We start from the raw sequence: 21,682 nt of genomic DNA on the forward strand, positions 1-21,682 counted from the left end.
GGGGCGCCCGTCAGGCGGTGCAGGTCTCCGCCACGAGCCACGTCGTGAGGATCGCCACGGCGTCGAGCAGGTCGTCGATCGCCATGGCCTCGCGGGGATTGTGGCTGCCGTTGGCGTTGCGCACGAACAGCATGGCCATCGGCACGCCGGCCTTGGCGAAGGCGGCGGCGTCGTGGGAGGCCGGGCTGCCGAGGGGCCGGGTCGCGATGCCGAGCGCGTCCGCGGCCGCCGCGAACCCGTCGCGGATCCGCGGCGCGACGGCGCCGACGCCCGCCTCGGCGCGCGGGCCCAGCGTCACCGTCACGGCGCGCCGCGCGGAAACCTCCGCGACGGCCGCCAGGAACGCCGCCTCCAGTTCCGCCAGCACCTCGGCCGCGTAGGCCCGCATGTCGAGGCTGAACCGGAACTCGCCCGGGACCGTGGTCAGGCCGTGCGCCGCGGCGTCGGTGTGGAACCGGCCGAAGGTCACGGCCATCGGGCAGCCGGCCGCCTCGCGCTCCGCCCAGACCCGGTCCAGAGCCAGGGCGATCTCGGCCCCGGCCATGGCGGCGTCGCGCCGGAAGCGGCGCGGCGTCCCGACATGGTCGTAGCGGCCGGCGATGCGGACGTCGGGATAGCGGACGTTGCCGGGGATCCCGGTGCACAGCCCGACCGGGATCCCGGCCTCCTCCAGGCTCGGCGCCTGCTCGATATGCACCTCCAGGAAGGCGTGGATCGCGGCGGCGTCGAGGGCCGCCGGTCCGCGGGCGAGCGCGTCCGGGTCGCCGCCCTCCCGGGCGATGTGGGCGGCGAGGCTGAGGCCGGTGTCGATCCGGGCCGCGTCGAGCGCCCCGTCCGGCAGGGCTCCGAGCGCCGCGCGGCTCCCGATGTACGAGACCTGGAACCAGACGCTCTCCTCGGCGCGGATGCCCAGGACGGTGATGTCCCGCTCCGGCTCCAGACCGAGCCGGCGGATGGCCGCGACGGCGGCGAGCCCGGCCACCACGCCGGCGGCCCCGTCGAAGTTGCCGCCCTGGGCCACGGTGTCGAGGTGGGAGCCGATCAGGATCGGCGGCAGGGTCCGGTCCCGTCCGGGCAGCGTCATCGCGGTGTTGGCGGCGGCGTCCCGGCCGATCGCGAGGCCGAGATCCGCCGCGCAGCGCGCCAACACCGCGTGCGCCGCGGTCTCCTCCGGGCTGTAGGAGGGCCGGGTGAACCCGGGCTCCGTCCGGCCGCACCGGGCCAACTCCGCGAACAGGGCCTCGACCCGGCCGCGCTGCGCGCGCACAGCTGCCGAGATGGCGGACACGCGGTCCATCGCTACGCCTCCCCGAGCGCCGGTCCCCGGGACGGGCCCGCCGGTGCCCCTGCCACTTTCGTGCCGGCCCGCCGGATCACCGGGACCGAGTCTGCCGGATCGCCGGGCGCGCGGCCAGCCGCGCGGGTCAGCCCCGCGGCGCGGGGTCGTTGCCCGGCCGGATTCCGGCGGCTATCGCCGGTCCCGGCAGGCGGGCGGAGGTTCTGCAAATGAAGACGATCGGGTTCCTGTCCTTCGGGCACTGGTCGCCGACCGGCGGATCGGCGACGCGCAGTGCGGCCGACACACTCCTCCAGTCGATCGACCTCGCGGTCGCCGTGGAGGAGCTCGGGGCGGACGGCGCCTATTTCCGGGTCCACCATTTCGCGCGCCAGCTCGCCTCGCCCTTCCCGCTGCTGGCGGCAGTCGGCGCCCGGACGAAGCGCATCGAGATCGGCACCGGCGTCATCGACATGCGCTACGAGAACCCGTTCTCCATGGTCGAGAATGCCGGCGCGGCGGACCTCATCGCGGGCGGACGCCTGCAGCTCGGGCTCAGCCGCGGCTCGCCCGAGCAGGTCATCGACGGCTGGCGGCACTTCGGCTTCGCCCCGGCCGAGGGCGAGACGGACGCCGATATGGGGCGCCGGCACACCGAGGTCTTCCTCGACCTCCTGAAGGGAACGGGGTTCGCCGAGCCCAACCCGCGGCCGATGTTCGCCAACCCGCCGGGACTCCTGCGCCTGGAGCCGCAATCCGAGGGGTTGCGGGACCGCATCTGGTGGGGATCGGCCTCCGACGCGACCGCGATCTGGGCGGCGCAGCAGGGCATGAACCTGCAGAGCTCGACCCTGAAGGCGGACGAGACCGGCGAGCCGTTCCACGTCCAGCAGGCCAGGCAGATCCGCCGCTACCGGCAGGCGTGGCAGGATGCGGGGCACGCCCGCACGCCGCGGGTCTCGGTCTCGCGCTCGATCTTCGCGCTCGTGAACGACCTCGACCGCGCCTATTTCGGGCGCGGCACGAGCAGCGACCAGGTCGGCATCATCGACAACATGCGCGCGGTGTTCGGCCGCTCCTACGCCGCGGAGCCGGACCGGCTGGTTGACGAGCTGCGCGCCGACGCGGCGATCGCGGAGGCCGACACCCTGCTGCTGACGGTCCCGAACCAGCTGGGCGTCGCCTACAACGCCCACCTCATCGAGAGCCTGCTCTCGCACGTGGCCCCCGCGCTCGGGTGGCGCTGAGCCGACCTCCGGCCGGGTTCGCCGGCGCCGAGGGCATGCAGCTCCTCGGCCGGCCCTATCTTGGGACCTGGCCCGCCGGCCTACCCATCGCCGCGAGCGTGCGGTAGCCTCCCGTCGGCCCGTCACGCGGTGCCGCTGTGCCCGAGTCCGGCACTTGTAAGGGGATCTCCGGGATGCCGCGCCCGTTGGACTGGAACGCGTTCGCCGATGCGTGGTGCGCCGCCTGGAACGCGCACGATGTCGAGCGGGTGCTGGCCCATTTCCACGACGACGCCGTGTTCACCTCGCCGGGCGCCGCGCGGATCGTTCCCGCTTCGGGCGGAACGGTGCGGGGCAAGGATGCGCTGCGCGCCTACTGGACCGAGGCCCTGCGGCGGATCCCGGACCTCCACTTCGCGGTGGAGCAGGTCTTCGCGGGCATCGACACGCTGGTGATCCAGTATCGCAATCAGAAGGGTGTGAGCGTCAGCGAGGTGCTCGTCTTCGAGGACGGCCGCGTGCGGGCGGGGCACGGCACCTACCCGATCGGCGTCGACAACCCCGTCGGTGCCGCGGCGGGCTAGAGCCGTTCGCGATGCGGCCGCGCCGGCCTCGGCGGGGCCGCCCGCATCGCAACCGGGTCCGTGCGCGTTGGTTGGCGTCGCGTGGCGAACGGGCGCGGGCCCGCTGCCCGCAGCGGGAGACAAACCATGAGTGATGGCTACCCTTCGATGACGGCGCTCCTGGGCCTCCTCGCCCTGGCAGGCTACCAGAACCGCGACAAGCTCGCGGAACTGCTGGGCGGCGCCGGTCAGACCGCGCCGGCGGGCCCCGGCGGCCCGGCCGACGGCTCCAACAGCGCCTCCAACAGCGGCTCCGGTGCCGGCCTGGGCGGTCTCCTCGGCGGCCTGCTGGGCGACAGGCGCGGCGAGGCTCCCGGCGGGTTCCTGCACAGCGGCCTCGGCGAGATGCTGGACCGCTTCCAGCAGGCCGGTCACGGGACGGCCGCCCAGTCCTGGGTCAAGACGGGACCGAACCAGGAAATCGCGCCGCATCATCTGGAACAGGCGATCGGACCCGACGTCCTAACGGCTCTCACCCAGCGGACGGGACTGTCCCGCGATGAGCTGCTCTCCCGGCTGTCCCGCGAGCTCCCCCGGGCCGTCGACCGCTACACGCCCGACGGACGGATCCCGGCCTGAGGTCTGGCCGGCGGACGGATCCCGGCCCGACCTTGGGGGTCGGGACCGTCACGGTCGGCGGGGCGTGCGCGGCTTCGGCGCGGCGAGCCGGTGGGCCGCCGTCAGGGCCGACATCAGGGTCGCCTCGTCGACGATCGCGAGGTCGCACCGCGTCGCGCCCATCCGCCCCCAGCCGCCCGGAACGGGGCTGAAAGCCGCCGGCACCTGCTCGCAGAAGAAGTCGCGCAGGTCCGGGTCGAACATCAGGTTGATGTCGTGGCCCACCTCGTCCAGCGTCGCGAAGGTCTTGCGCGGCGTCCGGAAGGCCGTCCTGTGAAAATGGGGGGCGGAGGTCACCGCCTCCAACGTCGCGATGAGCGCCTTCACGCGCGCGATATCGACGCCCATCGCGGCCCTCCTCCCCTAGTTCGGGCACTCATACAACGATCTGCGTCCGCTCGCGTCCTCTTCCTGATTGTGGAGTTCTCCGCGCGAGAGGATCGCGATGGCGCGGTTGTTCCAGCTCTCGGACGACGCCTGGGCGCGGATCGAGCCGCTTCTGCCGCATGGCCGACCGGGCAAACCTCGGATCGACGACAGGCGGGTGATCAGCGGCATCCGGCACGTCCCGAAGGTCGGCTGCCGCTGGCAGGACACGCCCTCCGCCCACGGCACCCACACGACGATCCACAACCGCTACAACAGGTGGCTCATCGCGGGCTCTGACGGCCGACAGAGCCTGCGACGCGCAGAGCCTGGGGGATTGGCTCAAGAGCCACCGAACTGATCGCCACCATCCCGTCCACGGCCACGCGGACGGTGCCCTACAAGCACAGCCGGATCGCCGACCGGCGGCGCAATCGAGTCGCGCGCCTTTGCGGACACCTCAGAAACTGGCGGCCCGTCACGATCCACCACGATCGCTCGACCCATGATCATCTCGCCGCCGTCGCGCTCGTCTCCCGTGTCATCGCATGGGCCTGAATGAGCCCCCAGCTAGGATGCCGATCGCTCGGTTGAGCCTGTTTCATGATTGAACATTTTCCGGATCTTTCTGTAGCTCCTGGTCAGAGGCGCGACATAGGACCCGTACAGAGAGTTGTATTTCATCAACGTTTCGTCTTTGAGGCCAGAGATGCCGAATACCGGCATCTCGTTCCGACTCGGTCTGTAGGCAGTCCCGAACATCCAATCGAATATAGACAAATTTGTACCGAAATTTTTGTCCCAATGCGCCTGCACCTTGCTGTGATGTATCTGGTGCATATGCGGGCTGATCAGGAATTTATCGAAGAAACCCAAGCTTATCGGAAGATGGGAATGCTTCAGCGGATCGAGAGTGAGAAAAATAAAAACTTTCGATGCGACCCAAGATAGTGACGTTGCCTCAACGACGCTAAGACCGAACAGGAACATGAACAAGCCACCAGGCACGGCAGTCAGAAGCCCTCGAACGATGGCTTCGAGCGCCATCCCCACGGGATGGCCTCGCTTCGATGTCAGAGGGTTCAGAGTTTGCGCCGAATGATGGACTTTATGAAGCTCCCACAGGAACGGCACTTTATGCTCAACATAATGGCAGATAAAATCCGAGAATTCTACGACAACGAACACGACGATCGTGCAAATACTGGCATAAAAAATACTAAACTCGATATTCTTGAAATCCGGGAACAGTAGATGCGCGAGAGAACTATATGCATTGCAGCAAACAGCAGTGAGAAATATGGCAGGTATCACGATGAAACTGCCTGTCAATTTTCCAATGATGTATATTTTTACATCTGTGGGCAAGCTTTTTTCCGTGAGGACATTGAACGGCACGCAGTGCTTCGCAAGTCCACGGAGTGAGAATTTCGCGCGGTTCTTTGCAATATAAGCTACATAAAATGCCAGTCCGAACCCGAAAAACATTGTCCAGGTAATAAGCAACTGTGGCGCATGAATGATTTGCTTGAAAAAATCAGTCATCGCTCCCTCCAACGCAATTCAATCGATTCCAGAAAGGCAGGCGCCCACCAAAGCGATGTGGCCGACCCCACCAATATTGATCTAAAAATTGTCAGATATTAGACCTAGCGTCTATGTTCAATAAGTTTTTTGAGATCGCCCCTATTAACCCACGTCAAGGTCATTATGTGAGCACCCATACGAGCGTGCGGCTCCGTCGCGGTGAGAGCGCTGCAGCACGGGCGCCGGGCCGGCACCTACGATCCGCTTTCGGACTGGAGGCGGGCCCAGCACGCCGGCGGCATCGGGACCCGGCCGGCGATGGGGATGCGCCCGGGATCGGCCTTTCCCCACAGGCCGCCTTCGCGATCGAGGGCAACACCACGCCTCGGGCGTCGCTCTGAACGCCGTCGTCGCCGTTAGGTGCCGATCGAGTCCAGATGCTGGGTCGGCGGCGGATCGGACCGCCCGCCCGACCGGTCACCCGGTCCGGCGCTCGCAGAATCGCAACCGGTTCCCGAACGGATCCGCCACCTCCAGCACCTCGCCCCAGGGCGCCTGCTCGATGCCGGGCCGGGCATAGCCGTAGCGCTGGTCGGTGAGCGCCCGGTGATAGGCCCGGATGCCGCGCATCGGCACGAACACGGTCGAGCCGGGGGTGGCGTCGCCGTGGTGCTCGGTCAGGTGCAACCGCAATCCCGCGCGGGCGACCTCCATGTAGAGCGGCAGACCCGGCTCGAACCGGTGCTCGAACCCGGGCGTGAAGCCGAGAAAGCCGCAGTAGAACGCGCGCGCCTTGGCCTCGTCGAAGATGCGCAGAACCGGCACCGCTTCCAGGAAACGGGGGCCGTCATCCGCGTCCCGGTCCAGGACGGCGCAGGCGGTGTTCCAGTCGTCGTAGCCCAGCCCGGCGGCGACGAGTTCGAGGGCGGCCGCGTGCGGGACGGCGAGGTCGCGGGCTGCCAGCGCGGCGCGCAGCCGCTTGGCCATGGTCTTGGCCTGATCGACGGTCGTCATGGTCCTCTCCCCGAGCCGGCGTCGGTCCGTCGGTGCCCGCATTGCCGACCCGGCGCCGGTCAGGGACACGGTGGGGGTGGGTCGTCCGCGATGCTTTCACCATCCCGGTTCCGGGGCGAGCGGCAGGCAGCATCGGCCTGGCGGCAGGCTACCCCGGCCGCGGCGCGGCCGCCAACAGGTTTGAGGGAAGGCTGACACGGGACCTGCCGGCTTCCGACGGGTCACGACCCCGTGCCGTGCGCACGGCCGGCCGGTCGCTGCCGCAGGCGGCGGTCTACCAGCGACCCGCCGCCTGGCGCTCGCGGAGCGCGATCTCGTCCGCGCTGGGTGGTTTGCTGGCGAAACTGCCGGTCTGGACCGCCCCGTCCCGCGCGAACACCGCGACGTGGACGCCCTTCGGCGAGTGGCTCTGCTCGACCAGCGTCCAGGTGCGGGCCGCCGCCGGGTCGTCCGCGTACCAGCGCTTGCCGCGGCCGAGCATGACCGGGAATGTGATCAGGACGAGCCGGTCGATGAGGCCCGCCGGAAGCAGCGCCGGATAGAGCCTGCTGCTGCCCTGGATGAGGAGGTCGGGGCCCTCGCTCTCCTTGAGGCGGGTGACCGCCGCGACGGGGTCGCCGGCGAGGCGGCGGCTGTTGTTCCAGTCGAGCGCGGCGTCGCTTCCGGTGACGACATGCTTGCGGATCGCGTTGAAGGTCGCGCCGATCGGCTGCTCGGCGTTGTGCGGCCAGTAGGCGGCGAAGATCTCGTAGGTGCGCCGGCCGAGCAGCAGCTCGTAATCGCCGCCGAGCAGCTTGCCCATCGGCCCGGCGAGCGACGCGTCGAAGTACGGGAAGGTCCAGCCGCCGTGCGCGAAGCCGGTCTGATCCTCCTCCGGACCGCCCGGTGCCTGGATCACGCCGTCGAGGGACTGGAAGAGGGAGCCGGTGATCTTACGCATGGGCGGAGTCCCCGCGGAGGGCAGCCTCGATCCGGGCGATGTCGATCTTGCGCATGGTCATCATGGCCTCGAACGCGCGCCGGGCCGCAGCCCGGTCGGGGTGGCTGTTGGCGTGCAGGAGCGCGCGCGGCGTGATCTGCCAGGAGAAGCCCCAGCGGTCCGTGCACCAGCCGCACGCGCTCTCCGCGCCGCCGTGGCCCACGACGGCGTCCCAGTAGCGGTCGGTCTCCGCTTGATCGTCGGTCAGCACCATGAAGCTGACCGCCTGGTTGGCCCGGAAGGCCGGGCCGCCGTTCAGGCCGACGAACGGACGGCCGAGGACGGTGAACGCGACCGTGAGTTCGTCGCCCGCGGACCCGCCGGGGAAATCCGAGGGGGCGTTCATGGGCGCGCCGACATGGCTGTCGGGGAAGGTCGCGGCGTAGAAGTCCGCGGCCTTGCGGGCCTCGCCGCGATCGAACCACAGGCAGGTCGTCAGCTTGTCGCTCGTCATGGCCGGACGCTCCTCACGTGGCTTGCCGCGGGCCGGCGAGGCCGAGCTGGTGGCCCGCCGGATCGGCGATGTTGGCCGCGTAGCTGCCGCCGGGGATCGGGTCGGGTCCCTGGAGGACCGTGCCGCCCGCCGCCCGGACGGTCGCGAGCGCGGCGTCGATGTCGGCGACGTGGATGTACCAGTTCCAGCGGGCCGGCGCGCCGGTGGCCGCGCTCGACATCATCGCGCCGGGGCGCAGGTCGCCCCGCCCGATGAAGGCGTACTCGCCCAAGTCGCCCATCGGCATGGCACCGAGCTTCTCCCAGCCGAACAGCGCCCCGTAGAAGGCGAGGGCCGCCGCGGGATCGGGGGTGGCGAGCTCGATCCAGACGCCGTGGCCGCGCGTCCGCTCCGTCTCGAGCGGCACCGGCCCGAAGGCCCGGCTCGCGCCGGGACGGGCCGGATCCATCGCGGCGAAGACCACGCCCTGCGGGTCGCTCACCATGGCGAAGCGGCCGACATGGGGGATGTCGACGGGCCCGAACCGGACCGCGCCGCCGAGATCGACCGCGCGGGAAGCCAGGGCGTCGACGTCCGAGGTCGCGAGGTAGACCGCCCAGCCGGGGAGGCCGGGGGCCTCGGGCATCGGCCGCCGGATCCCGGCCACGGGCGCCCCGTCGGCCTCCGCGATCCGGTAGCCGCCGTGCTCGGGCATCGGCGACGGCGCGACGCGCCAGCCGGCGACCGCCTCGTAGAAGGCCTGCGCGGCGTCCGGGTCGGACGCGTTCAGCTCGAACCAGATGGGTGTCCCCTCGGCGGGTGGCATCGGGCGCTCCTCCGTGACAATCGGCTCTGCGGCCGCTGCGCGGCGCCCCCTCCGGCCCCGCTTTGCCCAGGCTCGCATTCTCGGTTACACAAAGCAACCATGAAGTCAGAAAAAATAACTGATTTAGCATCCCGGCCTCGCGAGCGCCTGTACGACGACGCCTGCGGCACGGCCCTCGCGCTGGAGTTCATCGGCGAGCGCTGGTCGCTGCTGATCATGCGCGAGCTGGTCTACGGCCCCCGGCGGTTCAGCGAGATCCGGGCGAACCTCCCGGGGATCAGCGCGAACGTGCTGACGCAGCGGCTAGAGAGCCTGGGGGCGACGGGCATCGCCCTGCGGTACCGGCTGCCGTCGCCGGCCAACGTGCAGGTCTACGATCTCACCGACTGGGGCCGCGAGGCCGCGCCCCTGATGCGCGACCTGGGCCGCTGGGCCGCCCGCTCGCCGCGGCACGATCCGAGCCTGTTCATGTCGGGGGCGTCGGCCATGATGTCGCTCGAGGCCCTGGTCGACCGCGGGCGGGCGGCGGCGCTGTCGGCGACGGTCGCTTTCCACTTCCCCGGCGAGGACTTCGTCGCGACGGTGACCGGCGACGGGATCCGCGTGCGGCGGGGCGTCGCCGAGGCGCCCGACCTCGCCTTCACCGGCGACACGATGGCGATGCGCCGCACGGTCTACGGCAAGGCGCCGCTGGACCGGGACGGCGCCGGCGGGACGCTCGCCGTCGCGGGCCCCGCCGACCTGGCGCGGTCCTTCATCGACCTCTTCACCCTGCCGGCCAAGGCGGGCTGAGGTGCCCGTCCCGCGGCTCGCAGGGGGAGGGCGCGCCGCCCGCGAGCGCGCCGACAACGCCGGCGAGCACGTCGAGGCCGATCGCGACGTCGGCCGGGTCGACGGTCCCCGCCGCCCCCCAGCCGACGCCGCCCCGACAGCGGATCAGCGCGAGGCCGATCGGTCCGAGCAGGGCCATGTGGGACGCGTCGGTGGTCACGCCCTGCGCCAGCCGCACGGCGCGGTGTCCCGCGGCCGCGACGGCCTCCTCGAACAGGCGGACCAGACCGGGATCGCACCGGGTGGCATCGGGATCGACGCTGCGCTCGACGGTGATCCCCAGCCGGCGCCGCGCCGCGACCGCCTCGAGCGCCGCGGCGAGTTCCGCCACGGCCGCGCGCCGCGCGCCGTCGTCGGCGGAATCGACGCGGACGCCCAGTGTCGCCGACCCCGCGACCACGAAGGTCGGCACCGGCGCGACGTCGAGGCGCATGACCGTGACGGTGACCCCCTCCCGCGCCAGGCCGACGCGCTCGGCGGCGAGGACGCATTCGGCCGCCGCGGCGAGGGCGTCCCGCCGGCCCGGCATCGGGTTCGCCGCCGCGTCGACGGCGGCGCCTGTCAGCGTGACCCGGAGCATCGTCGATTCCGACAGGGCCTGCACGATCCCGACCGGCGCTCCCGATCGCTCCAGCACGGGGCCGGCCTCGGCGGCGACCTCGAGATAGGCCAGGATCGCGTCCGAGGCCCGGCGCGCGCTCGCGAGGCGCGCCGGGTCGAGCCCGTGCGCCTCCAGGGCGCGACGCAGGGTGACGCCGTAGGCGTCGTCCCAGTCCAGCGCGTCCGGGGCGAGCCGCCCGACCACAGCCCGGCTGCCGAGCTGCCGGGGACCGAACCGGCCGGCCGCGTCCGCGACGAAGGCGACGACCTCGACCGCGTGGCGCGGCGGCGGTCCGTGCCGGATCATGCGCTCGACGGCGGCGATGCCGATCAGCACGCCGAGCGTCCCGTCGTAGCGGCCGGCATCCTCGCGCGTGTCGACGTGGCCCCCGACGACGACGGCCGGGCCGCCCGGGACCGCGCCTTCGATCCGGCCGACGAGGTTGCCGGCGGGATCGCGCCGGGCCGACAGGCCGGCCTCCGCCATCCAGCCGATGACGAGCGCCTCGGCCTCGGCCTGCTGCGGGCTGAAGACGCGCCGCGTCAGGGTCCACGGGTAGGCGCTGATCCCGGCGAGCCGGTCGACGCGCGCCAGGACGATCCCGGCGGCGCTCTCGGGCGCCGCCGTCACGGCGCCCTCGGCGTCACCGCGATCCCGGCCCCCCAGTAGCGGTTGGCGATCAGCTGCTGATTCCGGATGAGACCGATCGCCGTCCTGGCATCGCCGCCCGCGAACGTGCCGACCGCCGCCCCGCAGAGCGTCAGGTACATCCGCTGGTGCACCACGGACTCGAAATAGGCCCTGGGCGGCGGGGCGAGGTCGAGGCCGGCGTCGAGATTCTGCTGGCGCACCCGCGCGGCGGCCTCCGCCACGGCCGCCTGCACCGTCTCCATCATCGCGCGCTGCGCGGCGTCCAGGATCTCGGACGCCTTGCGCTCTTCGGGCGTCAGAACAGGGCAGGCGACAGCCATCGCGACCTCCGTGTCGATCGCCGGTGAGGCTGACCGGCCGGCCGCGCGGCAATATGGCCGGCGCGTATCAATTCGTTACGGCGCGCCGGACCCGTCACGAACCGTCACTTGCGCAGCGGCACGCCCTTCGTGGTGAAGCGCTGGCCGCCGCCCGTGTAGCGGGGTCGCGGCTGGCCCCCCGTCCGGCCCGCACCGGCGCCGGTCCCCGGCGGCTGCGAGAACGGCACCAGCTGGTCCGGCCGCGGCCCGATGAGGTCGGCGCGGCCCATCTCCCGCAGCGCCTCGCGCAGCAGCGGCCAGTTCTCGGGGTCGTGGTAGCGCAGGAACGCCTTGTGCAGCCGGCGCTGGCGCAGCCCCTTGATCGCCTCGACCGACTCGCTGCCGCCACGTTTCACGCCCCGCAGCGTGTTGATCTCGGTGTGGTACATCGCGGTTGCCGTCGCCATCGGCGAGGGCAGGAACGTCTGGACCTGGTCGGCGCGGTAGTTGTTCTTCTTGAGCCAGAGCGCGAGGTGCATCATGTCCTCGTCGGTCGTGCCCGGATGCGCCGCGATGAAGTACGGGATCAGGTAGTACTTCTTGCCCGCCTCCTTGGCGGCGGCGTCGAACATCTCCTTGAACCGGTCGTAGGTGCCGATCCCTGGCTTCATCATCTTGTCGAGGGGGCCGCGCTCGGTGTGCTCGGGCGCGATCTTCAGGCGCCCGCCGACGTGGTGGGTGACAAGCTCCTTGATGTATTCGGGGCTCTTCACCGCGAGGTCGTAGCGCACGCCCGAGGCGACCATCACCTTCTTGACGCCCTTCACCTCGCGGACCTTGCGGTAGAGCCGGATCAGGTCGTCGTGCGAGGTGTTCAGGTTCGGGCAGACGTCCGGAAAGACGCAGGAGGGCAGCCGGCACGCCGCCTCGATCTTCGGGTCCTTGCAGGCCATCCGGTACATGTTCGCCGTCGGCCCGCCGACATCCGAGATCACGCCCGTGAAGCCCGGGGTCTTGTCGCGGATCCGCTCGATCTCGCGCAGGATCGAGCCCTCCGAGCGGTTCTGGATGACGCGGCCCTCGTGCTCGGTGATCGAGCAGAAGGTGCAGCCGCCGAAGCAGCCGCGCATGATCGTCACCGAGAACTTGATCATGTCCCAGGCGGGAATCTTCGCGTCGCCGTAGGACGGGTGCGGGGCGCGGGCGTAGGGCAGGTCGTAGACCGCGTCCATCTCGTCGCTGGTCAGCGGGATCGGCGGCGGGTTGAGCCACAGGTCGCGGTCGCCGTGGCGCTGGACGAGGGGGCGCGCGTTGCCGGGATTGGCCTCCCGGTGCAGCACGCGCGAGGCGCGGGCGTAGGCCTCCTTGTCGTCCTTGACCTCGTCGTAGGCGGGCAGCCGGATCACGGTCTCGCCGGGCCGGCGGGTGGCGGCCTCGTCCGTCGAGTCGAGGTCGTCGGCGGGCAGCTCGGTGTAGTGGGCGGGCACGCGGCGGAACAGGGCGACGCCCCGGATCGCGTCGAGTTGGTTCGGCGCCTCGCCGGCCGCGAGGCGGTTCGCCACCTCGACCACGGCACGCTCGGCGTTGCCGTAGATCAGCAGGTCCGCCTTGGCGTCCGCCAGGATCGAGCGGCGCACCTTGTCGGACCAGTAATCGTAGTGCGCGATCCGGCGCAGCGACGCCTCGATGCCGCCGAGCACGACCGGGACGTCCTTGAAGGCCTCGCGGCAGCGCTGCGTGTAGACGATGGTGCAGCGGTCCGGGCGCCGGCCGCCCTCGCCGCCGGCCGTGTAGGCGTCGTCGTGGCGCAGCCGCCGGTCCGCCGTGTAGCGGTTCACCATCGAATCGAGGTTGCCGCCGGTGACGCCGAAGAACAGGTTCGGCTTGCCGAGCGCCTTGAACGGCTCCGCCGAGTGCCAGTCGGGCTGGGCGATGATGCCGACCCGGAAGCCCTGCGATTCGAGCAGCCGGCCGATGATGGCCATGCCGAAGCTCGGGTGGTCCACGTAGGCGTCACCGGTCACCAGCACGATGTCGCAGGACTCCCATCCCAGGGCCGCCATCTCGGCTCGGCTCATGGGCAGGAACGGCGCAGCGGGCCCGCGCGGCGACGGCGTTCGGACGGGGGGCGCCAGGGGACGGGCGGTGGACGCTTGGAGTTCCATGGTGTCCCTGCATAGGCCTCCGGGGCCGCGATCTCAACGAATGGCAGGGCGGCGGTGGCCGCGGCCGTGCCGCCCGAGGGCGCCCTGCGCCGATCCGGCGCACCTCGAGACAGGCGATGCGCCGCCGTCGCGGCCGGCCCGGCTCAGCGCGCGATCAGCTCGCGGATGCGGGCGGCCAGGGCCTCCACGGCGAAGGGCTTAGTCAGCACCGCCATGCCGGGCTCGAGACGCCCGTCGCCCGGCAGCGCGGTCTCGGAGAAGCCGGTGATGAACAGCACCTTCAGCTCCGGTCGACCGACCCGGGCGGCATCCGCCATCTGGCGCCCGTTCATGCCGCCGGGCAGGCCGACATCCGTGACGAGCAGGTCGATCCGCGCACCCGATTGCAGCACGCTGAGGCCGCCCGCGCCGTCCGCGGCCTCGATCGCCGTGTAGCCGAGGTCGCTCAGCACGTCCGTCACCAGCATGCGCACCGTCGGCTCGTCGTCCACGATCAGCACGGTCTCGCCCGCCTCGGCCTGCGCCATCAGGCCCCTGGCCGGGTCGGGGCCGTCCGCGTCCGCCTCGCCGAAGTGCCGCGGCAGGTAGATGCACACGTTCGTGCCCTGGCCGACCGTCGAGGTGATCCGGACCTGACCGCCCGACTGCTTGGCGAAGCCGTAGATCATCGACAGGCCGAGGCCGGTGCCCTCGCCCATCGGCTTGGTGGTGAAGAACGGGTCGAAGGCCCGGGCGACGACCTCCGGGGGCATGCCGGTGCCGGTATCGGACACGCACAGCGACAGGTACGGCCCCTCCGGCATGTCCTGGGCGTCGGCCTGCTGCCGGTCGATCCAGCGGTTGTCGGTCTCGATGGTGATCCGGCCGCCCCCGGGCATCGCGTCCCGCGCGTTGATGCAGAGGTTCAGGAGCGCGTTCTCCAGCTGGGACGGGTCCGCGAGCGCGGCCCAGAGCCCGTCTGCCCCGACGTGCCGCACCTCGACGCTCGGCCCGACCGTGCGCTGGATCAGGTCGAGCATCCCGCGGACCAGCCGATCGGCGTCGATCGCCCTGGGCGCCAGCGTCTGGCGGCGCGAGAAGGCGAGCAGGCGGTGGGTCAGCGCCGCGGCCCGCCGGGCGGCGCCCTGGGCGGCGGCGATGTACTTGCCGACATCCTTCGACCGCCCCTGGGCGATGCGGGCCTCGATGAGCTCCAGCGAGCCCGAGATGCCCGCCAGAAGGTTGTTGAAGTCGTGCGCCAGGCCGCCGGTGAGCTGGCCCACCGCCTCCATCTTCTGCGACTGGCGCAGCGCCTCCTCCATGCGCGCCCGCTCCTCCCCGGCCTGCCGCAGACGGTCGGCCGCCGCCCGGAGATCGCGCGTCCGCTCCTCGACGCGGGCCTCCAGCGACGCGTTGAGCTGGCGGATCTCGTCCTGCGTGCGGCGCTGCCGGTAGGCCGCGAAGGCCAGCAGGGCGGTGGCGAACAGGCCGCCGCCGCAGACGAGCCAGATCTCCGGCAGCGCCGAGCCGCGCCGGGGCGAGACGCGCTGCGCGAACGCGACGGTCCAGGTGCGGCCGCCGAGCTCGAGATGCGCCTCGCGGGTGAGGCGCCCCGCCCCGGCGGCGGAGGCCCGCGCGGACCGGTGCAGCAGGTTCGCCTCGCTCGGCGCGCCGTCGTAGATGGCGAAGGCCGCGTCCTCCTCGGCCTCCGCCGCCACGATGCTGTTGAACAGGTCGTCGGCCCGGAAGGCGCCGAACACGAAGCCCAGGAAGCGCCGCCGCCGGTCCTCGAGGTCCGGCGGCACGGCGCCGCCGGCATAGACCGGCATGGCGACGAGGAAGCCCGCCTGCTTGTTCGCGTCGATCTCCTGCACGAGCTGGATCCGCGCCGAGGCGGCCGGCTGGCCGGTGTCGCGGGCCCGCTCGACCATGTCGCGCCGCACCGGGTCCGACATCACGTCGTAGCCGATGGCGGCGAGGTTGCGCGGGTTCGGCGGCTCGGCGAACAGGACCGGGCTGATCATCGGGTTGTCGGTCGGCGGCCGGACCCGGGCATTCTCGACGCCCAGGGCCGCGGCGCGCGCGGCGAACGTCTCCCGCGCGGAGGCGGGCAGGGTCGGCGTGAAGCCGATGCCGAGGAACCCGGGATAGAGGCGCTGCAGTTCGATCCGCTGCACGTAGGCCCGGAACTGGGCCAGCGTGACGGTGGCGCCTTCGGCGGCGAACAGGCCGGCGGCGCCGCGCAGGAGGGCGGTGTAGGTGCGGAACTGGTCCTCGACCGTGCGCAGCTCGATCTCGGTGGCGTGCTCGAAGGTCATGCGGTCGCGCAGCGCCGCCGCCTGCCAGGTGAGGGCCGTGCTCAGCCCGGTCGCGAGGAGGCCGGCGGCCAGGATCGCGGGCGGGATCCAGCGCGCCGCGCCCGCCCCGCGGCGGGCGGCGGGCGCGACAGGACCCTGCGATGCGGTGCGGTGGGACAAGGGGCGAGACCGGACTTCGACTGCGGCCCGTGAAAGCAGGCATGCGCCGGGATGCAAGTCCATGGTGGCGTCACCGGGGCGAGATCCCCGCATCGCGGCGGGCGCTCAGGGCGCGCGGCACGCCATCGCGGCGGTAGCCTCGATCACGCTCAGCGCCCGGCGCCGCACCTCCAGCGCCGCGTCCGGGCTGTCCGACACGGTGGAAGCCTCGCGCCTCAGCGTCGCGTCGCAGGCGCACGAACGGTAGCCCGCCGCGTCGTAGCAGGCGTCGTGGCGCATGCACGCGGCATCGAGGGCGTCGGTCGGCGGCAGCCCCTCGCCGCGCTGACCCGTGCCGCAGTAATTGCCGTGGAACAGCTCCTTGCCGGCGATGACCCGGCCCAGGTCGCCCTTCGGCGGTGCCGGCGCCTCTGCCTGCCCGCTCGGGTTGAGATCGTTGGCCGGCCCGCCCGCCTTCGATCCGGAGGAGCGCAGGGCCTTCGGGATGCCGGAGCGCTCGCCGGGCTCGTTCAGGGCCTCGCCGGCCCGGCCGTTCGGGTCCGAGATGTCCGGGAGCGGCGGGGGCGGTCCCGGGCGAGGCTCGCCCGGCTCGACGGTCGCGGCCGGCAGGTCTCGGACATCCTGCACGTCTTGGACGCTCTGGACGCCTCGCGAGTCTGGAACGCCCTGCGCCCCGGACGCGTGCGGGTAGGCGACGAGCAGAAGCCCGAGCGTGGCGAGGAGAGACGGTCTCACGGATGGCCCCTGATTCAGCGGCCCCTCAACTCGAAGCTCGGCTTCTCCGTTCCGGACTTTCGCCCGCCACGGTCACGGAGCCCTGCGGGGCGGACGCGGGCCGCGGGGCGGCACCGCCCGGGCGGCGCGGCACGCGGCGCAGTGCGCGGGCGCACGGGGGCTCATCCCGCGTGTTGGACCCCGGGGTCGCGGATCCCACATCGAGGCGTAACGCGGCCGGGATGATCCCGGCGACAGACCTGAGCTGGACCTCCGCCATGACCTCTCGTCTTCTGATCGGCGCCGTGATCGGGATCGGCCTGTCCGGGCCCGCCCTGGCGCAGAGCTTCACCGCCCCCGCCGGCATCCCGGCCGTCACCGCCCCCGGCGGCCTCCAGGGCCGCGCGACGCTCGCGGATTCGCGGACGGCGCCGGACGGGCGCGCCGGTATCCTCGACGGCGACGGCAGGCCCCCGTCGGCGGTCGGCACCGTCGATCCGCGCCGCCCGCATCCCGGGCGCTAGGGCGCGCCTCGCCGCACCGCTGGTCAGTCCTGGTCAGGCTCGCCCGGCGCGTCGGGCGTCGCGGTCATCGTCGCGGCGGGCGCGCCGAGGGCGCGCGAGACCGCAGCGGCGCCTCTCCGCACCCGCTCGCCGATCGCGCGCAGCTTCTCGTCGGACAGCCGGTGCGTCGGCCCCGACACCGAGATCCCCGCGATAGCCTCGCCGTGGACGTTGAGGATCGGGGCGGCGACGCAGCGCATCCCGATGCTCCGCTCCTCGTCGTCGATCGCGTAGCCCCGGCGGCGGGTCGCCTCGACGTCGTCGCGCAACTGGTCCAGTGAGCCGATGGTCTTGTCGGTGAACCGCGCGAAGGTCTTTCCCCGGAACAGGCGCTCGGTCCGGGCCGGCGCGTAGGTGCTCAGCAGAGCCTTCCCGATGCCCGACGCGTGCAGCGGCGACAGGGAGCCCGGCGGGAAGAAGGCGCGGATCGTCTCGTGGGTCTCCACCTGGCTGACGAACAGGACGTTGCCGTCCTTCTCGACGCCGAGATTGGAGGTCTCGCCCGTCTCCTGCATCAGCGTCCACATCATCGACCGGCTCCGCTCGACGACGTTGTGGCGGCGCAGGAACGCCGATCCGAGCCGGTAGGCCTCCGCACCGACGTGCCACTCCTGCTTGTCGGCGCTGATCTCGACGAGGCCGCGGCGCTCGAGCGTCGCGAGGACCCGGTGCATGGTCGCCACGGATTGCTCGAGCCTGCCGGCTAGTTCCGAGAGCGTCAGCCCGTCGCCGCCCGCCAGGACGTCGAGGACATCGAGGGCGCGGTCAAGCGCCTGGATGGTCGCCGCCGGCTTGGCGCCTCCGAACCCCTTCGGCCGCCCGCGCCGCCGGTTTCCCGAATCCATGGCGCCCTCGCCCTAGCCCACCCAACCCATCCCTAGGATGGAAAAATTTTTCTCACAACGGAAAAAGGTAAGGCGTTGTCGCGGCGCGCGTTTCCGCGCTCCGACCCCGTATGAAAAAGTTTTTCAAGAAAATATCAATACGGGATCGGCGGTGCTATTGTTCCCGTATTGGAGGAGAGCGCCGCCGATGTTCGCACAGAATCCCGTCTTCATTCCCGGCCCGACCAACATGCCGGAAGTGCTTCGCCGCGCGGCCGACATGCCGACGCTGGATCACCGGTCGCCGCTCTTCGCGCAGATCCTTCATCCGGCGCTCGCCGGCGTGAAGAAGGTCCTGAAGAGCGAGGACGCCGAGGTGTTCATCTTCCCGTCGACGGCTACGGGCGGCTGGGAGACCGCGCTCTCCAACACGCTCAGCGCCGGCGACACGGTGCTGGCGGCGCGCCACGGCATGTTCAGCCACCGCTGGATCGACATGACGCGCCGCCACGGCCTTGATGTCCGGATGATCGAAGCCCCGTGGGGCGAGGGGCTTCCGGCGGATCGCTTCGCCGAGGCCCTCGCGGCCGACAAGGCGCACCGCATCCGGGCCGTGCTCGTCACGCACAACGAGACGGCGACCGGCGTCCGCTCGGACGTCGCCGCCGTGCGCCGCGCGCTGGATGCCAGCAACCACCCGGCTCTGCTGCTGGTCGACGGCGTCAGCTCGATCGCGTCCATGGATTTCCGCATGGACGAGTGGGGCGTCGATGTCGCCGTGACGGGCTCGCAGAAGGGCTTCATGCTGCCCGCGGGCCTCGCCATCGTGGCGTTCTCGCCCAAGGCCATGGCCGCCACGGCGACGGCGACGCTGCCGCGGACCTATTTCGACATCCGCGACATGGCGAAGGGTTACCCGAACGGCGCCTATCCCTACACGCCGGCGGTCGGCCTCCTGAACGGCCTGAAGCTGTCGACGGAACTGCTCCTGGCCGAGGGGCTCGAGACCGTCTTCGCCCGGCACCGCCGCATCGCGGACGGGATCCGCGCCGCCGTCGCCGCCTGGGGCCTGGAACTCTGCGCCGCGCGCCCGGACCTCTACTCGGACACGGTGAGCGCGATCCGCACCCCGGAGGGCTTCGACGCCACGCGGATCGTCACCCACGCGGCGCGCCACTACGACGTCGCCTTCGGGGTGGGCCTCGGCGAGGTCGCCGGGAAGGTCTTCCGCATCGGCCACCTCGGCAGCCTCACGGATGTGATGGCGCTGTCGGGGATCGCAGCCGCCGAGATGGCGATGGTCGATCTCGGCCTGCGCATCGCGCTGGGATCGGGGGTCGCGGCCGCGCAGGCGGTGTACCGCCGCGCCCCGGCCGCCGCCCTGCGCGCCGCCGCCTGAGGGGGCGCGCCATGGAAAGCGCCCTGATCACGCCCACCCTCGACGACGTCCTGGCCGCCCACGAGCGCATCCGGCCCTACATCCACGAGACGCCGGTCCTGACCTCGCGGATCATCGATGAAGCCGCCGGCGCGCAGCTGTTCTTCAAGTGCGAGAACCTGCAGAAGGCCGGCGCCTTCAAGGCGCGGGGCGCCTCGAACGCCGTCTTCAGCCTCACCGAGGCGCAGGCCGCCCGGGGCGTGGCGACCCACTCGTCGGGCAACCACGGCACCTGCCTGTCCTACGCGGCGGGCCGGCGCGGCATCCCCTGCACGGTGGTGATGCCGCGCACCGCGCCCCAGGCGAAGAAGGACGCCGTGCGCGGCTACGGCGGCCGGGTGGTGGAGTGCGAGCCGTCCACCTCATCGCGCGAGGCCGTGTTCGCCGAGGTCGTCGCCGAGACCGGCGCGGAGTTCGTGCATCCCTACAACGATCCCCGCGTCATCGCCGGGCAGGCGACCTGCGCCCGCGAGCTGATCGCGCAGGTCCCGGATCTCGACGCGGTGATCGCCCCGATCGGCGGCGGCGGCATGGTGTCGGGCACCTGCCTGACGCTGGCCGGGCTCGCCCCGCACATCGCCGTCTACGCGGCGGAGCCCGAGCAGGCCGACGACGCCCATCGCAGCCTGAAGGCCGGACGGATCATCGCCGACGACGCGCCGGTGACGGTCGCGGACGGCCTGAAGGTGCCGCTGAAGGACCTCACCTGGCACTTCGTCCGCCACCACGTCGCGGATATCCTGACGGTCTCCGAGGCCGAGATCGTCGCGGCGATGCAGCTGATCTGGAAGCGGCTGAAGATCGTCATGGAGCCGTCCAGCGCCGTCGCCCTGGCGGCAGTGCTGAAGAACCGCCCTGTCTTCGCGAACAAGCGGGTGGGCGTGATCATCACGGGCGGGAACGTCGATCTCGACGCGCTGCCCTGGCAATAACGGGAGGCCCACGATGCACATGAACGCCCGATCCGCCGATCTCGAAGTCGGCTTCGACGTCCCCGCGCTGCCCGGCATGCGCGAGGACGAGATCCAGACGCCCTGCCTGATCGTCGATCTCGACGCGCTGGAAGGCAACATCCGCAAGATGGGCGACTACGCCAAGGCGCACGGGATGCGCCACCGCGCCCACGGCAAGATGCACAAGTCCGTCGACATCCTGAAACTCCAGCAGAGCCTCGGCGGCGCCTGCGGCGTCTGCTGCCAGAAGGTCTCGGAGGCGGAAGTCTTCGCCCGCGCGGGCATCAAGGATATCCTGGTCTCGAACCAGGTGCGCGACCCGGGCAAGATCGACCGTCTGGCGCGGCTGCCGCTGCACGGTGCCCGCATCATCGTCTGCCTCGACGACGTGGCGAACGTCGCCGACCTCTCGGCGGCGGCGCAGCGGCACGGCACGCAACTCGACTGCTTCGTCGAGATCGATTGCGGCGCCGGCCGCTGCGGCGTGCGGACGACCCCCGAGGTGGTGGCGATCGCCCAGGCCGTCGCGGCCGCGCCGAACCTGCGCTTCGCGGGCCTCCAGGCCTACCAGGGCGCCATGCAGCACATCGACGGCTACGAGGAGCGGCGGGCCAAGCTCGACGCGGCCATCGCCCAGGTGCGCGACGCCGTCGCGGCGCTGAACCGGGAGGGCCTCGAGCCGGAGCTCGTCAGCGGCGGCGGCACCGGCAGCTACTATTTCGAGGCGGGATCCGGCGTCTACAACGAGCTGCAATGCGGCAGCTACGCGTTCATGGACGCCGATTACGGGCGTATCCGCGACCGGGACGGAAAGCGCATCGACGCGGGCGAGTGGCAGAACGCCCTGTTCATCCTCACCAGCGTGATGAGCCACGCCAAGGCCGACAAGGCGATCTGCGACGCGGGACTTAAGGTGCAGTCGGTCGATTCGGGCCTGCCCTTCGTCTTCGGCCGCGACGACGTGAAATACATCAAGTGCTCGGACGAGCACGGGGTGATCGAGGATCCCGAGGGCCGGCTGAAGGTCAACGACCGTCTGCGCCTCGTCCCCGGCCACTGCGATCCGACCTGCAACGTCCACGACTGGTATGTCGGCGTCCGCAACGGCCGGGTCGAGACGCTCTGGCCGGTCTCGGCCCGCGGCAAGGCCTACTGACGCACCCTGCACACCGTCCGTCATCGCGAGCGCGGCGCAGCGATCCGGGGACGCGCCTCGACGGGGCCCGCTGCCCTGGGTCGCCTCGCGACGCCCGCGATGACGGGGGCGACATGCCGGCTCACGAATTGAGGACACATCCG

22 protein-coding genes and 1 pseudogene are annotated in these 21,682 nt (G+C 71.5%); 10 read left to right on the plus strand and 13 right to left on the minus strand.

The window, feature by feature from the left end; genetic code table 11:
* Positions 1-10: 10 nt before the first annotated feature.
* A complete protein-coding gene (locus C4T42_RS11365; RefSeq protein ID WP_103985114.1) occupies positions 11-1,297 on the minus strand; it encodes a hydantoinase/carbamoylase family amidase in 1,287 nt (428 codons plus the stop codon).
* 209 nt (positions 1,298-1,506) lie between these two features.
* On the opposite strand from C4T42_RS11365, the gene C4T42_RS11370 reads away from it, so the two are divergent.
* The 3 genes from C4T42_RS11370 to C4T42_RS11380 all read left to right on the plus strand — a co-directional run bounded on the left by C4T42_RS11370 (position 1,507) and on the right by C4T42_RS11380 (position 3,704).
* Positions 1,507-2,523: an LLM class flavin-dependent oxidoreductase gene (locus C4T42_RS11370; protein ID WP_020094499.1), complete on the plus strand. Its 1,017-nt coding sequence runs from the start codon at positions 1,507-1,509 to the stop codon at positions 2,521-2,523.
* A gap of 173 nt (positions 2,524-2,696) precedes the next feature.
* Positions 2,697-3,086: a nuclear transport factor 2 family protein gene (locus C4T42_RS11375; RefSeq protein ID WP_020094500.1), complete on the plus strand. Its 390-nt coding sequence runs from the start codon at positions 2,697-2,699 to the stop codon at positions 3,084-3,086.
* A gap of 126 nt (positions 3,087-3,212) precedes the next feature.
* Positions 3,213-3,704 carry a YidB family protein gene (locus C4T42_RS11380; protein ID WP_026605145.1) on the plus strand — a complete coding sequence of 164 codons (492 nt, stop codon included), beginning with the start codon at positions 3,213-3,215 and terminating at the stop codon, positions 3,702-3,704.
* A 48-nt stretch (positions 3,705-3,752) separates the two neighbouring features.
* On the opposite strand, the gene C4T42_RS11385 is transcribed toward C4T42_RS11380, so the two are convergent.
* Positions 3,753-4,091 carry an MmcQ/YjbR family DNA-binding protein gene (locus C4T42_RS11385; RefSeq protein WP_020094502.1) on the minus strand — a complete coding sequence of 113 codons (339 nt, stop codon included), beginning with the start codon at positions 4,089-4,091 and terminating at the stop codon, positions 3,753-3,755.
* 97 nt (positions 4,092-4,188) lie between these two features.
* Between C4T42_RS11385 and C4T42_RS32390 the strand changes: the two are divergent.
* Positions 4,189-4,392, plus strand: a pseudogene (locus tag C4T42_RS32390) (transposase); the annotation flags it as partial.
* 110 nt (positions 4,393-4,502) lie between these two features.
* A complete protein-coding gene (locus tag C4T42_RS32395; RefSeq protein ID WP_244435156.1) occupies positions 4,503-4,667 on the plus strand; it encodes a hypothetical protein in 165 nt (54 codons plus the stop codon).
* Positions 4,668-4,679: 12 nt separating this feature from the next.
* On the opposite strand, the gene C4T42_RS11395 is transcribed toward C4T42_RS32395, so the two are convergent.
* From C4T42_RS11395 to C4T42_RS11415, 5 genes are all read right to left on the minus strand, one after another.
* Entirely contained in the window at positions 4,680-5,654 is a 975-nt protein-coding gene (locus C4T42_RS11395; protein WP_103985115.1) for a sterol desaturase family protein, read from the minus strand.
* 459 nt (positions 5,655-6,113) lie between these two features.
* Positions 6,114-6,650, minus strand: coding sequence for a glyoxalase superfamily protein (locus tag C4T42_RS11400; protein ID WP_042670241.1), 537 nt, complete (start codon positions 6,648-6,650; stop codon positions 6,114-6,116).
* 274 nt (positions 6,651-6,924) lie between these two features.
* Positions 6,925-7,590 carry a dihydrofolate reductase family protein gene (locus C4T42_RS11405; RefSeq protein WP_020094505.1) on the minus strand — a complete coding sequence of 222 codons (666 nt, stop codon included), beginning with the start codon at positions 7,588-7,590 and terminating at the stop codon, positions 6,925-6,927.
* Positions 7,583-8,083, minus strand: coding sequence for a VOC family protein (locus C4T42_RS11410; protein ID WP_020094506.1), 501 nt, complete (start codon positions 8,081-8,083; stop codon positions 7,583-7,585). The genes C4T42_RS11405 and C4T42_RS11410 overlap by 8 nt, the downstream gene beginning before the upstream one ends.
* Before the next feature lie 13 nt (positions 8,084-8,096).
* Positions 8,097-8,888, minus strand: coding sequence for a VOC family protein (locus C4T42_RS11415; RefSeq protein WP_042670237.1), 792 nt, complete (start codon positions 8,886-8,888; stop codon positions 8,097-8,099).
* 99 nt (positions 8,889-8,987) lie between these two features.
* Between C4T42_RS11415 and C4T42_RS11420 the strand changes: the two genes are divergently transcribed.
* Complete coding sequence (locus C4T42_RS11420; RefSeq protein WP_103985116.1) at positions 8,988-9,680, plus strand: helix-turn-helix domain-containing protein; 693 nt, start codon at positions 8,988-8,990, stop codon at positions 9,678-9,680.
* Here the strand turns inward: C4T42_RS11420 and C4T42_RS11425 are convergent.
* The 5 genes from C4T42_RS11425 to C4T42_RS11440 form a co-directional block, all read right to left on the minus strand.
* Entirely contained in the window at positions 9,655-10,950 is a 1,296-nt protein-coding gene (locus C4T42_RS11425; RefSeq protein WP_020094509.1) for a hydantoinase/carbamoylase family amidase, read from the minus strand. The two genes, C4T42_RS11420 and C4T42_RS11425, sit on opposite strands and share 26 nt — an antisense overlap.
* A complete protein-coding gene (locus C4T42_RS31930; RefSeq protein WP_020094510.1) occupies positions 10,947-11,291 on the minus strand; it encodes a hypothetical protein in 345 nt (114 codons plus the stop codon). The genes C4T42_RS11425 and C4T42_RS31930 overlap by 4 nt, the downstream gene beginning before the upstream one ends.
* A gap of 104 nt (positions 11,292-11,395) precedes the next feature.
* Positions 11,396-13,435: a YgiQ family radical SAM protein gene (locus tag C4T42_RS11430; RefSeq protein ID WP_026605147.1), complete on the minus strand. Its 2,040-nt coding sequence runs from the start codon at positions 13,433-13,435 to the stop codon at positions 11,396-11,398.
* 143 nt (positions 13,436-13,578) lie between these two features.
* Positions 13,579-15,891 (minus strand): CHASE domain-containing protein, encoded by a 2,313-nt coding sequence (locus C4T42_RS11435; protein ID WP_020094512.1) that lies wholly within the window; start codon positions 15,889-15,891, stop codon positions 13,579-13,581.
* Positions 15,892-15,996: 105 nt separating this feature from the next.
* Positions 15,997-16,626, minus strand: a complete 630-nt coding sequence (locus C4T42_RS11440) for a phospholipase A2 family protein (protein ID WP_026605148.1) — start codon at positions 16,624-16,626, stop codon at positions 15,997-15,999.
* A gap of 257 nt (positions 16,627-16,883) precedes the next feature.
* On the opposite strand from C4T42_RS11440, the gene C4T42_RS11445 reads away from it, so the two are divergent.
* Positions 16,884-17,129: a hypothetical protein gene (locus C4T42_RS11445; protein WP_042670232.1), complete on the plus strand. Its 246-nt coding sequence runs from the start codon at positions 16,884-16,886 to the stop codon at positions 17,127-17,129.
* Between the two features lie 23 nt (positions 17,130-17,152).
* On the opposite strand, the gene bhcR is transcribed toward C4T42_RS11445, so the two are convergent.
* Positions 17,153-18,013: an HTH-type transcriptional regulator BhcR gene (gene bhcR, locus C4T42_RS11450; RefSeq protein ID WP_020094515.1), complete on the minus strand. Its 861-nt coding sequence runs from the start codon at positions 18,011-18,013 to the stop codon at positions 17,153-17,155.
* Positions 18,014-18,200: 187 nt separating this feature from the next.
* On the opposite strand from bhcR, the gene bhcA reads away from it, so the two are divergent.
* Genes bhcA through bhcC form a run of 3 tightly spaced genes read left to right on the plus strand, consistent with a single transcriptional unit; the run spans position 18,201 to position 21,539 of the window.
* Positions 18,201-19,391: an L-aspartate--glyoxylate aminotransferase BhcA gene (bhcA, locus tag C4T42_RS11455; protein WP_020094516.1), complete on the plus strand. Its 1,191-nt coding sequence runs from the start codon at positions 18,201-18,203 to the stop codon at positions 19,389-19,391.
* A gap of 11 nt (positions 19,392-19,402) precedes the next feature.
* Complete coding sequence (gene bhcB / locus C4T42_RS11460) at positions 19,403-20,362, plus strand: beta-hydroxyaspartate dehydratase BhcB (RefSeq protein ID WP_091978570.1); 960 nt, start codon at positions 19,403-19,405, stop codon at positions 20,360-20,362.
* 13 nt (positions 20,363-20,375) lie between these two features.
* Positions 20,376-21,539 (plus strand): 3-hydroxy-D-aspartate aldolase BhcC, encoded by a 1,164-nt coding sequence (bhcC, locus tag C4T42_RS11465; RefSeq protein WP_026605150.1) that lies wholly within the window; start codon positions 20,376-20,378, stop codon positions 21,537-21,539.
* Positions 21,540-21,682 lie beyond the last annotated feature (143 nt).

The sequence above is a fragment of the Methylobacterium sp. 190mf genome, assembly GCF_900107945.1.
GTDB lineage: Bacteria > Pseudomonadota > Alphaproteobacteria > Rhizobiales > Beijerinckiaceae > Methylobacterium.

Bases quoted from the DNA above. Each gene is read 5' to 3' on its own strand.
- C4T42_RS11365 (WP_103985114.1), bottom strand. From the start codon at position 1,297: ATGGACCGCGTGTCCGCCATCTCGGCAGCTGTGCGCGCGCAGCGCGGC.
- C4T42_RS11370 (WP_020094499.1), top strand. From the start codon at position 1,507: ATGAAGACGATCGGGTTCCTGTCCTTCGGGCACTGGTCGCCGACCGGC.
- C4T42_RS11375 (WP_020094500.1), top strand. From the start codon at position 2,697: ATGCCGCGCCCGTTGGACTGGAACGCGTTCGCCGATGCGTGGTGCGCC.
- C4T42_RS11380 (WP_026605145.1), top strand. From the start codon at position 3,213: ATGAGTGATGGCTACCCTTCGATGACGGCGCTCCTGGGCCTCCTCGCC.
- C4T42_RS11385 (WP_020094502.1), bottom strand. From the start codon at position 4,091: ATGGGCGTCGATATCGCGCGCGTGAAGGCGCTCATCGCGACGTTGGAG.
- C4T42_RS11395 (WP_103985115.1), bottom strand. From the start codon at position 5,654: ATGACTGATTTTTTCAAGCAAATCATTCATGCGCCACAGTTGCTTATT.
- C4T42_RS11400 (WP_042670241.1), bottom strand. From the start codon at position 6,650: ATGACGACCGTCGATCAGGCCAAGACCATGGCCAAGCGGCTGCGCGCC.
- C4T42_RS11405 (WP_020094505.1), bottom strand. From the start codon at position 7,590: ATGCGTAAGATCACCGGCTCCCTCTTCCAGTCCCTCGACGGCGTGATC.
- C4T42_RS11410 (WP_020094506.1), bottom strand. From the start codon at position 8,083: ATGACGAGCGACAAGCTGACGACCTGCCTGTGGTTCGATCGCGGCGAG.
- C4T42_RS11415 (WP_042670237.1), bottom strand. From the start codon at position 8,888: ATGCCACCCGCCGAGGGGACACCCATCTGGTTCGAGCTGAACGCGTCC.
- C4T42_RS11420 (WP_103985116.1), top strand. From the start codon at position 8,988: ATGAAGTCAGAAAAAATAACTGATTTAGCATCCCGGCCTCGCGAGCGC.
- C4T42_RS31930 (WP_020094510.1), bottom strand. From the start codon at position 11,291: ATGGCTGTCGCCTGCCCTGTTCTGACGCCCGAAGAGCGCAAGGCGTCC.
- C4T42_RS11430 (WP_026605147.1), bottom strand. From the start codon at position 13,435: ATGGAACTCCAAGCGTCCACCGCCCGTCCCCTGGCGCCCCCCGTCCGA.
- C4T42_RS11445 (WP_042670232.1), top strand. From the start codon at position 16,884: ATGACCTCTCGTCTTCTGATCGGCGCCGTGATCGGGATCGGCCTGTCC.
- bhcR (WP_020094515.1), bottom strand. From the start codon at position 18,013: ATGGATTCGGGAAACCGGCGGCGCGGGCGGCCGAAGGGGTTCGGAGGC.
- bhcA (WP_020094516.1), top strand. From the start codon at position 18,201: ATGTTCGCACAGAATCCCGTCTTCATTCCCGGCCCGACCAACATGCCG.
- bhcB (WP_091978570.1), top strand. From the start codon at position 19,403: ATGGAAAGCGCCCTGATCACGCCCACCCTCGACGACGTCCTGGCCGCC.
- bhcC (WP_026605150.1), top strand. From the start codon at position 20,376: ATGCACATGAACGCCCGATCCGCCGATCTCGAAGTCGGCTTCGACGTC.